The sequence below is a fragment of the Actinomadura rudentiformis genome (assembly GCF_008923185.1).
Taxonomy (GTDB): domain Bacteria; phylum Actinomycetota; class Actinomycetes; order Streptosporangiales; family Streptosporangiaceae; genus Spirillospora; species Spirillospora rudentiformis.
Map to the genome: position 1 here is coordinate 212,932 of NZ_WBMT01000020.1, position 13,198 is coordinate 226,129.

A 13,198-nucleotide genomic window follows, 5' to 3' on the forward strand; every position below is an offset into this window, starting at 1 on the left:
GACGTGCCCGATCCGATCGAAGTCCGCAAGATCCCCATCGAGAGCGTGACCGACGCCGCCGGACTGGCCCGCCTCATCGACGACGGCGTCATCGAGGCGGACCGGGTGCTCGCGGTGGTGGGCAAGACCGAGGGCAACGGCGGCGTGAACGACTACACCCGCATCCTGGCCGACCGGGCGTTCCGCGAGGTGCTGCTCGCCAAGGGCACCCGGACCGAGGACGAGGTGCGCGGCATCCCGCTGGTGTGGTCGGGCGGCACGGACGGCGTTCTCAGCCCGCACGCGACGGTCTTCGCCACGGTCGACCCGGCGTCCTTGTCCGGCACCGTGCCCGCCTCCGACGAGCCGCGGCTGTCGGTCGGCGTCGCGATGAGCGAGATCATCCTGCCCGAGGACATCGGCCGGCCCGCGATGGTGGACAAGGTCGCCGCGGGCGTCCGCGAGGCCATGAAGATCGCCGGGATCGACGACCCGGCCGACGTGCACTACGTCCAGACCAAGACCCCGCTGCTGACCCTCGACACGATCAACGACGCCAAGCGCCGCGGTCACGGCGTCGTCACCGAGGACACGCTCAAGTCGATGGACATCTCCAACTCGACCACCGCGCTCGGCATCGCCGTGGCGCTCGGCGAGATCGAGCAGCCCACCGCCGAGCAGATCCACCGTGACCTGTCGCTCTACTCGTCGGTGGCGTCCTGCTCGTCCGGCGTGGAGCTGGACCGGGCGCAGATCGTGGTCGTCGGCAACGTGCGCGGCATCGGAGGCCGCTACCGCGCCGGGCACGGTGTGATGAAGGACGCACTCGACGCCGACGGCATCTGGGAGGCCATCCGGTCGTCCGGCCTCGACCTGCCCGACCGGCCGCGCACCGCCGATCTCGGCGACCGGCTCGTGAACGTCTTCATCAAGTGCGAGGCCGACCCGAGCGGCTCGGTCCGGGGCCGCCGCAACATCATGCTCGACGACTCCGACGTGCACTGGCACCGCCAGATCAAGGCGTGCGTCGGCGGCGTCGCGGCCTCGGTCACGGGCGATCCCGCGGTGTTCGTGTCGGTGGCCGCCGTGCATCAGGGCCCATCCGGCGGCGGAACGGTCGCCGCCATCGCCGACCTGGGATGACACTCCAGATATCGGAGAGTACTGACGTAAGCACCCTGTGCGGTCGCGGGAGGCTATAGCCTCTCTGCCGTGCCCGGTAAGACCATTCCCGAACCTCAGTTCCCCGCGGACGACGGCGGCGCCGATCCGCGGCTGGCCGAGGCGCTCGCCGGATACGCGGCCGGGCGAGTCGGCGAGCACGCGGTGCTCCAGGAGTTGCACGACGCGCGCCTGCTCGTGCCCGTCGTCGCCGTGCTCACCGAGGAGGAGGCGGTCCCCCCAGGCGGGCTCCGCCGCGAGAAGTCCAGCGACATGGCCTTGCCGACGCTCGTCGGTGAGGACGGGCGGCGCGGCGTGCTCGGCTTCACCTCCGTGGAGACCCTGCAGGCCTGGCGGCCAGATGCCCGCCCGGTCGCGGTGCACACCCGGCAGGCCTGCCTGGCCGCGCTCGACGAGGGCGCCCACGCGCTCGTGGTCGACGTCGCCGGGCCGGTGCCGTTCGCCGTCGACGGGCTCCGCCTGCACCTGCTGGCCGAGGGCGACCCGGTCCCGCCGCCGCACGAGGACCCCGAGGTGCTCGCCGTGATCGAGGCCGCGTTCGGCTCCGACCCGAGCGTGAGCGGCGTGAAGGTCACCAGGGGCGGCGCCGCCGAGCTGGCGATCCGCTTCGCCGTCGTGGCCGGCCACGACGAGCGGGTGACCGTCCAGCGTGTCTCCGACCGCCTCGCCGAGCTCCTGCGCGGCCGCATCGTCGGCGGCGTCGAGCTCACCGTGGTGCGCGGCGGCCCGGCCCGCTAGGGCCGCTCCCCGCCAGGGCCGCTCCCCGCTAGGGTCGCTGCCTGTGGAGGCACCCCCCGCGGTCTGGTCGTTCCGGGCCGACTGGACCGAGCCGCTGCGGGCGAGGCCCGTGCCGGCCGTCCTCACCTGCGTCGCCGTGCTCACCCTGCTGGCCTGGCGCATCGGCGCGGAGCCCGTGCTGCCCGCGTTCCTCTACCTCGGGGCAGCCGGGACGGCGCTCGCGTTCGTGGACGTGGCGATCAAACGGCTGCCCGATCCGCTCACGCTGCCCTCATACGGCATCGGAGCGGTGCTGCTGGGGGGCGCCGCGCCGTTCACCGAGGACGGCGGCGGGCATTTCCTGCACGCGCTGTTCGGGCTCGCGGCACTCTGGGCGCTGTTCGCGGTCCAGTGGTTGCTGATGCCGAGCGCGATCGGCCTGGGCGACGTGAAGCTCGCCGGGGTGCTCGGGCTGTATCTCGGCTGGCTCGGCCTGGACGGCTGGCTTCTCGGCGTCGCCGCCACCTTCGTGATCGGCGGGCTCGTCGCGGCCGGGCTGCTGGTCGCACGCCGCGCCGGGCGGAGATCCGAGCTGCCGTACGGGCCGTTCCTGCTGGCCGGAGCCCTCCTCGCCGTCCTCGTGCACGCCGGATAAATCGTTGGCCAGATGCGGCCACCGGCGGGCATGCTGAGGATCATGCTCGATGACGCGCAGGTGGAGGCATTCATCCGGGACGGCTTCGTGCGGCTGGACGGAGCGGTCCCGCGGGATCTCGTGGCGGAGTGCCGCGAGATCCTCTGGCGGGACACCGGCGCCGATCCGAACGACCGCTCCACCTGGACCGAGCCCGTCGTGCGGCTCGGCCACTACGCGCAAGAGCCCTTCCGGCGGGCCGCAAACACACCGCGCCTGCACGCCGCGTTCGACACGCTGGTAGGGGAGGGCCGCTGGCAACCGCAGGGCGGTCTCGGGACCTTCCCTGTCCGTTTTCCCAGCGACGACGAGCCCGGCGACGACGGCTGGCACGTCGAGGCCAGCTTCCCCGGTGACGACGTCCACAACATCATGAGCTGGCGGACGAACCTCTTCTCCAGGGGGCGGGCACTGCTGATGCTCTTCCTCTTCTCCGACGTGGGCAAGGACGACGCCCCGACGCGGATCCGCGTCGGCTCGCACCTGGACGTGCCGCCGATCCTCGAACCGGCGGGAGAGGAGGGCCTCACCTTCATGGAGCTGGCGGGGCAGGCCGTGCCCGCCAGCGAGCACCGGCCCGTCACCTACGCGACGGGCCAGGCCGGTGACGTCTATCTCTGCCACCCGTTCATCGTCCACGCGGCCCAGCCGCATCACGGCACCGAGCCGCGGTTCATGGCACAGCCGCCGCTCCTCCCGGCGGCCGACCGGCGGCTCGACCTGGAGCGCAGCGACGGCGCCTCTTCACCGGTCGAGGTGGCGGTCAGGCGAGGTCTCGGGCGGTGACCCCGCCCGGGTGGTGACCGCCGTACGCTGAGAATCCGTCGCCATCCGGAGGAACCGCCCGTGCTGACCATGCAGGACGCCCTGATCAGGCTCACCGACTACTGGGCGGGGCGCGGCTGCCTCGTCACCCAGCCGATGAACACCGAGGTCGGCGCCGGGACCCTCAACCCGGCGACCGCGCTGCGCGTGCTCGGCCCCGAACCGTGGCGCGTCGCGTACGTGGAGCCCAGCGTCCGCCCCGACGACTCGCGGTACGGCGACAATCCCAACCGGCTGCAGACGCACACGCAGTTCCAGGTGATCCTCAAGCCGGAGCCCGGCGACGCGCAGGAGCTGTACCTGGGCAGCCTGCGGGCCCTCGGGATCGACCTCGACGCCCATGACGTGCGGTTCGTCGAGGACAACTGGGCGTCTCCGGCGCTCGGCGCGTGGGGCCTCGGCTGGGAGGTCTGGCTGGACGGGCTGGAGATCACGCAGTTCACCTACTTCCAGCAGTCCGGCGGGCTGACGCTCGACCCGGTCTCGGTCGAGATCACCTACGGGATGGAGCGCATCATCATGGCGCTCCAGGGCGTCTCGCACTTCAAGGACATCGCCTACGCGCCGGGCATCTCCTACGGCGAGGCGTTCGGGCAGTCCGAGTACGAGATGAGCCGTTACTACCTCGACGACGCCGACATCGAGACGAACCGGCAGCTGTTCGAGGCGTACGCGACCGAGGCGCGGCGGATGCTGGACGCCAGGCTGCCCGTGCCCGCGCACTCCTACGTCCTCAAGTGCTCGCACGCCTTCAACGTCCTCGACTCGCGCGGCGCGATCGGCACGACCGAGCGGGCCCGCGCGTTCGCCCGCATGCGCGGCCTCGCGCACGAGGTCGCCGAGCTCTGGGTCGAACGCCGCGCCGAGCTCGACCACCCCCTCGGCGACGCCGCGATCAAGGCACCGGCGGCCTCCGAGACCTCGTCCGCCCTCCCGGAGATCAGCGGCGACGGCACGTTCGCCCTGGAGATCGGTGTCGAGGAGCTGCCCCCTCATGAGGTCGCGCCGACCGCCGAGCACGTCGCCCGGGCTCTGGTCGAAGGCCTGGAGGAGACCGGCCTCCACGCCGACGAGTCCGTGGTCGAGACCTATGCCACGCCGCGCCGGATCATCGCCGTCGTCACCGCGCTCCACGCCCGGGAGCCCGATCGCGAACAGGTCGTGAAGGGCCCTCGGCTGTCAGCCGCGTACGACGCGGACGGCAACCCGACCAAGGCACTCCAGGGCTTCGCGCGCGGCCAGGGCGTCGCGCCGTCCGATGTCGGCACCGTCACCCTCGGCGACGTCGAGTACGCCGGGCTCGTCCGGACGGTCACCGGCCGCCCGGCCGCGCAGGTGCTCGCAGACCTCGTCCCGCGCCTGGTCAAGGGGCTGCGCGCCGACCGCAACATGCGGTGGAACGCCCCGGGCCTGTCGTTCAGCCGCCCGATCCGCTGGCTCGTCGCACTGCTGAACGAGCATGTCGTCCCCGTGACCGTCGCCGGGATGACCACCGGCCGCGACACCCGCGTGCACCGCACCGCCGACCGGCCCCTCGTCTCCGTCCCGCACGCGGCCGAGCTGATCTCCACCCTCCGGGCGAACGGCATCGAACCCGACATCGCCCGCCGCCGCTCCCGCATCGTCGAGGCCGCCGGGCCCCTGGCCCGGTCGGTCGACGGCGCCATCGACCTCCCGGCGGAGCACGCCCTCGTCGAGGAGATCGTCAATCTCGTGGAGGAGCCCACGGCCGTGCTGGGCTCGTTCGACGAGTCCTACCTCACGCTGCCCGAAGAGATCCTCACCACCGTGATGAAGAAGCACCAGCGGTACCTGCCGGTGCGTTCGTCGACCGGCCGCCTCCTGCCGTACTTCGTCACCGTCGCCAACGGCGCCTGCGACACCGAGGCGGTGGCCGCGGGCAACGCCGCCGTCCTGCGCGCCCGCTACGAGGACGCCGCGTTCTTCTTCCAGCACGACCTGCGCAGCAAACCCGAGCAGCTGAAGGGCGGCCTGGAGAAGCTGACCTTCGCCGACCGCCTCGGCTCCATGGCCGACCGCGCCACCCGCATCCGCGCGATCGCCAACGAGCTCGCCAGCCGCGTGGACCTGTCCAACGAGGAGTTCGAGGTCCTCCGGCGGGCCGGGAAGCTGGCGAAGTTCGACCTGGCCACGTCCATGGTGATCGAGCTGTCGAGCCTCGCGGGGACGATGGCCCGCGAGTACGCGCGCCGCGCGGGCGAGGACGAGGCCGTCGCCCAGGCCCTCTACGAGATGGAGTTGCCGCGCTCGGCCGGGGACGCGCTCCCCACCGGCGTCGCCGGGTCGCTGCTCGCCGTCGCCGACCGGCTCGACCTCCTCGCCGGGCTCTTCGCGGTCGGCTCCGCCCCCACAGGCGGATCCGACCCGTTCGGCCTGCGCCGTGCGGCCCTGGCGCTCACCGCCATCCTGCGGACCAACCCCCGCCTGGCGGCCGTCACCGTGGACGAGGGCCTGGAGATCGCCGCCCACAACCAGCTCGTCGAGGTCACCCCGGAGGCCCTCGCGGAGGCGAACCGGTTCGTCGCCCGCCGCCTCGAACAGGCTCTCATCGACGAAGGCCACCCCGTCCAGGTGGTCCGGGCCGTCATGCCCCACGCGGGATCGCCCGCCTATGCCGAACGCGCCGCCGGCGACCTCGGCAAGCTCCTCGGCGACGACCGCTTCCAGCGGCTCACGACCGCGCTCCAGCGAGTGCTCCGCATCGTCCCCGAGGGCACCCGGCCCGAATACGACCCCGAGCTCTTCACCGAGCCCGCCGAACAGCGCCTGTACGACACGTTCGTCCGCGTCCGGGCCGAGCTTCCGCGCTACGCGACGCTCCCCGAGTTCACCGCGGCCGCACTGCCCCTGGCCGAGCCCATCGACACCTACTTCGACGACGTCATGGTCATGGACAAGGACCCCGGTGTGCGCGCCAACCGGCTGGGCTTCCTGGCCGACATCCGCGACCTGGTCACGATCCTCGACTGGCCCCAGATCGCCTGAGCCCTGGACGCGTCCGCCGGGGTCGCACACGCCCTTTACCCTCTGGGGCATGGAGCTGGTGGCCTGTGCGTATGACGATCCGATGGCGGTGAAGCTGATCGCCGAGGTGCAGCAGGAGTACGTGCTGCGCTATGGCAGCGAGGACGAGACGCCGACGGATCCCGCCGAATTCAGGGCACCGCCGGGGCACTTCGTTCTCGGCGTGCTGGACGGTGATCCGGTGGCCTGCGGCGGGTGGCGTTCCCATGACTCCGGCGAGCCCGGCTTCTGGGACGGCGACGCCGAGATCAAGCGGATGTACGTGGCGGCGCGGGCGCGCGGGCGGGGATTCGCGCGGCTCCTGCTGGCGGAGCTCGAACGGTCGGCGGCCGCTGCGGGCCGTCGCCGGACGGTCCTGGAGACCGGCACCAGACAGCCCGAGGCGATCGCCCTGTACGTGTCGTCCGGCTACGTCGAGATCCCCAAGTTCGGGTACTACCGGGACTCCCCGGCCAGCCGGTGCTACGGCAAGGAGTTGTCAGGGCGCGTGTAGCGGTGCTTGACGCCGGACGGGAAGTACTCGGGGTCGGCGAACGGGCGCAGATGGATCAGCGGGCGGCGGAGGCGGAGGTCGCGGCCCGGCTCCCGAAGTAGTTCTCAACAACTGGACACCGAAACCGGTCACCTGCGCCGAGTCACTAGGATCGACGGCATGCTGCGCTGGTTGACCGCGGGGGAGTCCCATGGCCCGGCCCTCACCGCGATCGTGGAGGGCCTTCCGGCCGGCGTGCGCGTGACCTCAGGCGATATCGCCGAGGCGCTGCGCCGCCGCCGACTCGGGCATGGGCGGGGTGCCCGCATGAAGTTCGAGCAGGACAAGGTCACGATCCTGGGCGGGGTCCGGCACGGGCTCACCCAGGGCGGGCCGGTCGCGATCGAGGTCGGCAACACCGAATGGCCCAAGTGGGAAACGGTGATGTCGGCCGACCCGGTCGACCCCGACCTCCTGGCGGCGCAGGCGCGGAACGCCCCGCTCTCGCAGCCGCGGCCCGGACACGCCGACCTGGTCGGGATGCAGAAGTACGGCTTCGACGACGCCCGGCCGATCTTGGAAAGGGCGAGCGCGCGGGAGACCGCGGCGCGGGTGGCGCTGGGCGAGGTCGCCAAGGCGTTCCTGCGGCAGGCGGTCGGCACCGAGGTGCTCAGCCACGTGGTGTCGCTCGGCGAGGTGGCCGTGCCCGAGGGCGCCGGCCTGCCCGCCCCAGAGGATCTGGCGGCGGTGGACGAGAGTCCGGTGCGCTGCTTCGACGCCGGGACGTCGGCCGAGATGGTCGCGCACATCGACGAGCTCAAGCGGGCGGGCGACACCCTCGGCGGCGTCGTGGAGGTGCTCGCGTACGGGCTGCCGCCGGGCCTGGGCAGCCATGTGCACTGGGACCGGCGCCTGGACTCGCGGCTCGCCGGGGTCCTCATGGGCATCCAGGCGATCAAGGGCGTCGAGGTCGGCGACGGCTTCACGACGGCGCGCCGGCCCGGGTCGCTCGCCCATGACGAGATCGACATGACCCCCGAGGGCATCCGCCGCCGGACCAACCGTGCGGGCGGCGTCGAGGGCGGCATGACCACGGGCGACGTGCTGCGCGTCCGGGCGGCGATGAAGCCGATCTCCACCGTGCCGCGGCGCCTGGACACCATCGACGTCAAGACCGGTGAGCCCGCCAAGGCCATCAACCAGCGCAGCGACGTGACCGCGGTGCCCGCCGCCGGGGTCGTGGCCGAGTCGATGGTGGCGCTCGTGCTGGCCGACGCCGTGCTGGAGAAGTTCGGCGGCGACTCGGTCGAGGAGACCGCCCGCAACGTGCAGGGTTACCTGTCCTCCCTGGAAATCAAATGACGCTGGAAATCACATGACGCGGCCCAAGGCAGTCCTCATCGGGCCCCCCGGCTCGGGCAAGTCCACCGTCGGCGCGGCCCTGGCCGAGCGCCTGGGCGTCACCCTGCGCGACACCGACGCCGACACCGAGGCCGCGGCCGGCAAGCCGATCGGCGAGATCTTCATCGACGACGGCGAGGAGCACTTCCGGGCGCTCGAACGCGCCGCCGTCCAGGCCGCGCTGGCCGAGCACGAGGGTGTGCTGGCCCTCGGCGGCGGGGCGATCCTGGCCGCCGAGACGCAGGAGCTGCTGGCCGGGCACACGGTGGTCTACCTCCAGGTCGGGCTGTCCGAGGCGGTCAAGCGGGTCGGTCTGGCCTCGGCGCGGCCGCTGCTGGTCATGAACCCGCGCAGCCAGCTCCGCAAGCTGCTGGAGGAACGGCTGCCGATCTACGAGCGGCTCGGCACCATCGTGGTCGCCACCGACGGCCGCGACCCCGCCGAGATCGTCGAAGAGATCATCAAGGAACTGGAGCGGTCGTGACAGAGACCCGGGTACACGTCGGCGGCGCCGACCCGTACGACGTGGTCATCGGCACCGGAGTGCTCGGCGAGCTGCCCGGCCTGCTGGGCGAGCGGGTGCGGACGGTCGCGGTGGTCCACGCCGAGGGCCTTCCGGAGATCGCGCGGCCCGTGTGCGGCGCGCTCGAACAGGCCGGATACACCGTGCACGCGCTGCCGGTGCCGGACGGCGAGGCGGCCAAGGAGGTCGGCGTGCTCGCCGGGCTCTGGTCGCGGTTCGCCCAGCTCGGCATGACCCGTTCGGACGCCGTCGTGGGCGTCGGCGGCGGCGCCACCACCGACCTGGCGGGATTCGCGGCGGCCTCGTGGCTGCGCGGGGTCAAGGCGGTGCTGGTCCCGACCACCCTGCTGGGCATGGTCGACGCCGCAGTCGGCGGCAAGACCGGCATCAACATCCCCGAGGGCAAGAACCTCGTCGGCGCCTTCCACCCGCCGGCCGGGGTGCTGTGCGACCTGGCCACGCTGGTCACCATGCCGCACGACGACTACATCAGCGGCCTCGCCGAGGTGATCAAGGCGGGCTTCATCGCCGACCCGGTGATCCTCGACCTGGTCGAGGCCGACCCGGAGGGCGCCGCCTCGCCCACCGGGCCGCACACCCGCGAGCTGGTCGAACGGGCCATCCGGGTGAAGGCCGAGGTGGTCTCCGCCGATCTCAAGGAGAGCGGGCTCCGGGAGATCCTCAACTACGGCCACACGCTCGCCCACGCCATCGAGAAGGCCGAGGACTACCGGTTCCGGCACGGCCACGCGGTGGCCATCGGGATGGTCTACGCCGCCGAGCTGGCCCGGCTCGCCGGGCGGCTCCCGCAGGACGTCGTGGACCGGCACCGCAAGGTGATCTCCTCCGTCGGCCTGCCCGTCTCGTACGGGGCGGACGCGTGGAAGGAGCTCCGCGCCACCATGACCATCGACAAGAAGTCGCGCGGCGCCACGCTCCGCTTCGTCGTGCTCGACGCGATCGCCGTCCCCGGGCGGCTGGAGGCCCCGGACGAGGACCTGCTCGCCGCCGCCTACCAGGAGGTCGGCCGGTGAACGTGAGCGGAGCGAGCCGGTGAACGTGAGCGGAGCGAGCCGGTGAACGTGAGCGGAGCGAGCCGATGAACGTGAGCGGAGCGAGCCGGTGAACGTGAGCGGAGCGAGCCGATGAACGTGAGCGGAGCGAGCCGATGAACAGAGTCCTCGTCCTGAACGGGCCCAACCTGCGCCGCCTGGGCACCCGCGAGCCCGACGTGTACGGGGCCGCCACGTTCGACGACCTGGTCGCGCTGTGCCGGGACACCGCCCGCCACCTCGACCTGCACGCCGAGGTCCGGCAGACCGACGACGAGGCGGAGATGGTCCGCTGGGTGCACCAGGCCGCCGACGAACGGCTCCCGGTCGTCATCAACCCCGCCGCGTTCACGCACTACTCCTACGCGCTGCGCGACGCGCTCGCCCAGCTCACCGCGCCCCTGATCGAGGTGCACATCTCCAATCCCGCCGCGCGGGAGGAGTTCCGCCACAACTCCGTCGTCGCGGGCGTCGCCACCGGCACGATCGCGGGCTTCGGCCTCATGTCGTACGTCCTGGCCCTGCAGGCCGTGGCCGAGCTGATCGCGGAGCAGAAGACCTAGGCGGTACGGGCATCCCGCGCCACATACGGGCCCCGGCAAGTGTGTGCGCGGGCAACGTGGCCCGGGTCACATCGTGCTTTCACACTGGCGGGATCCCGTCCGTGAGGAGGCGCGAAAATGAGGATCCGACGAGCGCTCCTGGTCGTTCTGACGGCGCTGGGGCTGACGGCTTCACTATCCATCGCGAGGGCTTCGGTGCCGCCGCCGACCCGGGGCACGCTCACCGGTTACGACATCTCGGCCACGTATGTCAGCGGGCTGTCGTCCGGCGGCTTCATGGCCAACCAACTCCACGTCGCCTACTCCAGTGTCTTCAAAGGGGCCGGCATCTTCTCCGCAGGCCCGTACGACTGTGCCCAGAACAACCTCAACACCGCCCTGTATGCGTGCATGGAGACCACGCTGCCGCGCAAGACCCCCGCCCAGCTCCAGCAGCTGACCCGGGACCGGGCCGCGGCAGGGAAACTCGATCCGGTCCAGAACCTGTCGGGCGCTCCGGTGTGGCTCTTCCACGGCACCGCCGACGCGACCATCAAGACGGCGGTCAACGATGACCTCGCCACTTACTACGGGGGCCTCGGCGCGAACGTCTCCTACAACAAGACGTCCGGTGCAGGGCACGCCTGGGTGAGCCCGATCGGCCCGAACGACTGCGGCTCCACGGCGTCTCCGTACGTCAACAAGTGCGGCACCACCGATCCGGTGAAGGAGATGCTGGCCCACCTCTTCGGAACTGTGGCCCCGGCGAGCACCTCGCCGCTGACCGGGAAGCTGATCCAGTTCGATCAGGCCGCGTACGTCCCTGGCGGGGACCCCGGCTCGGTCAGCTTGGGCAGCGAGGGCTTCGCCTACGTCCCCAAGGCGTGTGAGGGTGCCTCCTGCAAGCTGATGGTCACCCTGCACGGCTGCTACCAGTACCACGGGCTGGTCGGCAACGCCCTCATGGACAAGGGCTACCTGAACGAGTACGCGGACTCCAACAACATGATCGTGCTCTACCCGCAGGCCACGACCATGATCGGCAATCCGCGTGGGTGCTGGGACTGGTGGGGTTACCAGTCGGCGGCATACCCGCTCAAGAGCGGGCCGCAGATGGCCTCGATCATCGCCATGGTCAAGGCCCTGGGCGGAGTGGAGGGCGAAGGCGATCCCACGCCCACACCCACGCCCACACCCACACCCGAGTGCATCACCGCGAGCAACTACGCCCACACGACGGCTGGACGCGCGTACGTCCGCTCGGGCCAGACCTACGCTGCGGGCTCCAACCAGCCGCTCGGTCTGTGGAACACCTTCACCAGCAGCACGCTCAAGCAGACCTCGCCGGGCCACTGGGTCACGTGCTGACGGCCGGTCAGCCGGTGATCGCGGCGGCGGTCATGGCCTTGAGCTCGGTCACGACGTCGTCGAGGGGGCGGACGTCGCGGTGGGCGCGGCAGAGGATGGTCGCGCCCTCGACGGCGGCGACGATCATGCGGGCCAGGCGGCCGCAGCGGTCGTCGGGGACCCCGGCGTTGCCCAGGCAGGTGGCGAGGGTGTCCTCCCAGCGGTCGAACGCGGCCGCGGCGGCCTTGGTCAGCTGCGGCGCGTCGTCATGGGACTCGACGGTGACCGCGACCACCGGGCAGCCCGCCCGGAACTCGCTCTTGACCAGGACCTGGCGCCACCACCCCACGAAGGCGTCCACCGTCGCCGCCGGGTCGCCGCCCTCGGCGGCGGCCTGGATGCCGGCGTTGAGGAACTCGGCCGCGTAGCGGACCGCCTCCTCGGCGAGCTCGACCTTGCCGCCCGGGAAGTGGTGGTAGATCGATCCGCGCGGCGCCCCGCTATGCGCGATCACGTCGCGGAACGCCGTGCCGCTGTACCCGCGCTCGCGGAAGAGGTAGGCGGCGCTCCGCACCATGCGTTCCCGGCTGTCCGTCCCCATGGCCTGATTATGACATTCATCATAAGGATCACGGCTTCTCTATGATGAGCATCATAGAAAATCACGTCTATGACGGCTGTCATACCTAGCCGGTGCGGCTACTGGCGAGTAGGGTCGGTTCCAGCATCGGAGAAGAAGGAGTCCTGGCGTGATCGACCTCCAGCGTGACGGTGACGTGTTCGTCCTGCGGTTCGACGACGGCGAGAACCGCTTCAGCCCCGGTTTCCTGGACGCCGTCGACGATGCCCTCGACACGGTGGAGAAGAACGACGGCCCCGGCGCCCTGGTGACGGCCGGCACCGGGAAGTTCTACTCGAACGGGCTGGACCTGGAGTGGCTCGGTGCCAACCAGGACCGGTTCGAGGACTACCTCAAGCGCGTCAACGGCCTGTACGCCCGCGTCCTGTCGCTGCCACTGCCCACGGTCGCCGCGGTCAACGGTCACGCGTTCGCCGGCGGGGGCATGCTGATGCTCGCCCACGACTTCGCGGTCATGCGCACCGACCGTGGCTACTTCTGCCTGCCCGAGGTGGATCTCGGCATGAGCTTCACGCCCGGGATGGGCGCGCTCATCCAGTCCCGCCTGACCCCGGGCACCGCGCACGAGGCGATGGTCTCCGGCCGCCGCTACACCGCCGAGGAGGCCCAGGCCGCCGGGATCGTGCAGCGCACCGCCAGCGAGGCCAAGGTGCTGCCCGCCGCGGTCGAGCTGGCCGCGTCCCTCGCGTCCAAGAACGGCACGACCGTCGGGAAGATCCGCACCGACATGTATCGCGGGACCCTGGAGGCGCTCCGCGGGCCGGTCTTCGTCTAGACCC

The 13,198-nt window shown here is 71.5% G+C and carries 13 protein-coding genes; 12 read left to right on the plus strand and 1 reads right to left on the minus strand.

All coding sequences use genetic code 11. From position 1 onward, the window contains the following. Nucleotides 1-3: 3 nt before the first annotated feature. The 11 genes from F8566_RS36645 to F8566_RS36695 all read left to right on the plus strand — a co-directional run bounded on the left by F8566_RS36645 (nucleotide 4) and on the right by F8566_RS36695 (nucleotide 11,800). Complete coding sequence (locus F8566_RS36645; RefSeq protein ID WP_151566468.1) at nucleotides 4-1,122, plus strand: barbiturase; 1,119 nt, start codon at nucleotides 4-6, stop codon at nucleotides 1,120-1,122. Nucleotides 1,123-1,191: 69 nt separating this feature from the next. After that, nucleotides 1,192-1,899: an SseB family protein gene (locus F8566_RS36650; protein WP_151566470.1), complete on the plus strand. Its 708-nt coding sequence runs from the start codon at nucleotides 1,192-1,194 to the stop codon at nucleotides 1,897-1,899. 43 nt (nucleotides 1,900-1,942) lie between these two features. Then, a complete protein-coding gene (locus tag F8566_RS36655) occupies nucleotides 1,943-2,533 on the plus strand; it encodes a prepilin peptidase (RefSeq protein WP_151566472.1) in 591 nt (196 codons plus the stop codon). Nucleotides 2,534-2,575: 42 nt separating this feature from the next. Continuing rightward, a complete protein-coding gene (locus tag F8566_RS36660; RefSeq protein ID WP_151566474.1) occupies nucleotides 2,576-3,358 on the plus strand; it encodes a phytanoyl-CoA dioxygenase family protein in 783 nt (260 codons plus the stop codon). Nucleotides 3,359-3,427: 69 nt separating this feature from the next. Next, a complete protein-coding gene (locus F8566_RS36665) occupies nucleotides 3,428-6,403 on the plus strand; it encodes a glycine--tRNA ligase (protein ID WP_151566606.1) in 2,976 nt (991 codons plus the stop codon). A 49-nt stretch (nucleotides 6,404-6,452) separates the two neighbouring features. Beyond that, nucleotides 6,453-6,935, plus strand: coding sequence for a GNAT family N-acetyltransferase (locus F8566_RS36670; RefSeq protein ID WP_151566476.1), 483 nt, complete (start codon nucleotides 6,453-6,455; stop codon nucleotides 6,933-6,935). Between the two features lie 159 nt (nucleotides 6,936-7,094). Next, nucleotides 7,095-8,276 carry a chorismate synthase gene (aroC, locus tag F8566_RS36675; protein WP_151566478.1) on the plus strand — a complete coding sequence of 394 codons (1,182 nt, stop codon included), beginning with the start codon at nucleotides 7,095-7,097 and terminating at the stop codon, nucleotides 8,274-8,276. A 13-nt stretch (nucleotides 8,277-8,289) separates the two neighbouring features. Beyond that, complete coding sequence (locus F8566_RS36680) at nucleotides 8,290-8,799, plus strand: shikimate kinase (RefSeq protein ID WP_151566480.1); 510 nt, start codon at nucleotides 8,290-8,292, stop codon at nucleotides 8,797-8,799. After that, complete coding sequence (gene aroB / locus F8566_RS36685; RefSeq protein ID WP_151566482.1) at nucleotides 8,796-9,872, plus strand: 3-dehydroquinate synthase; 1,077 nt, start codon at nucleotides 8,796-8,798, stop codon at nucleotides 9,870-9,872. The genes F8566_RS36680 and aroB overlap by 4 nt, the downstream gene beginning before the upstream one ends. A gap of 134 nt (nucleotides 9,873-10,006) precedes the next feature. Further along, nucleotides 10,007-10,453: a type II 3-dehydroquinate dehydratase gene (gene aroQ, locus F8566_RS36690; RefSeq protein ID WP_151566484.1), complete on the plus strand. Its 447-nt coding sequence runs from the start codon at nucleotides 10,007-10,009 to the stop codon at nucleotides 10,451-10,453. Between the two features lie 117 nt (nucleotides 10,454-10,570). Beyond that, nucleotides 10,571-11,800 (plus strand): extracellular catalytic domain type 2 short-chain-length polyhydroxyalkanoate depolymerase, encoded by a 1,230-nt coding sequence (locus tag F8566_RS36695; RefSeq protein WP_151566486.1) that lies wholly within the window; start codon nucleotides 10,571-10,573, stop codon nucleotides 11,798-11,800. A 7-nt stretch (nucleotides 11,801-11,807) separates the two neighbouring features. On the opposite strand, the gene F8566_RS36700 is transcribed toward F8566_RS36695, so the two are convergent. Continuing rightward, nucleotides 11,808-12,380: a TetR/AcrR family transcriptional regulator gene (locus F8566_RS36700; protein ID WP_151566488.1), complete on the minus strand. Its 573-nt coding sequence runs from the start codon at nucleotides 12,378-12,380 to the stop codon at nucleotides 11,808-11,810. A gap of 148 nt (nucleotides 12,381-12,528) precedes the next feature. Between F8566_RS36700 and F8566_RS36705 the strand changes: the two genes are divergently transcribed. Further along, a complete protein-coding gene (locus F8566_RS36705; protein WP_151566490.1) occupies nucleotides 12,529-13,194 on the plus strand; it encodes an enoyl-CoA hydratase-related protein in 666 nt (221 codons plus the stop codon). Nucleotides 13,195-13,198 lie beyond the last annotated feature (4 nt).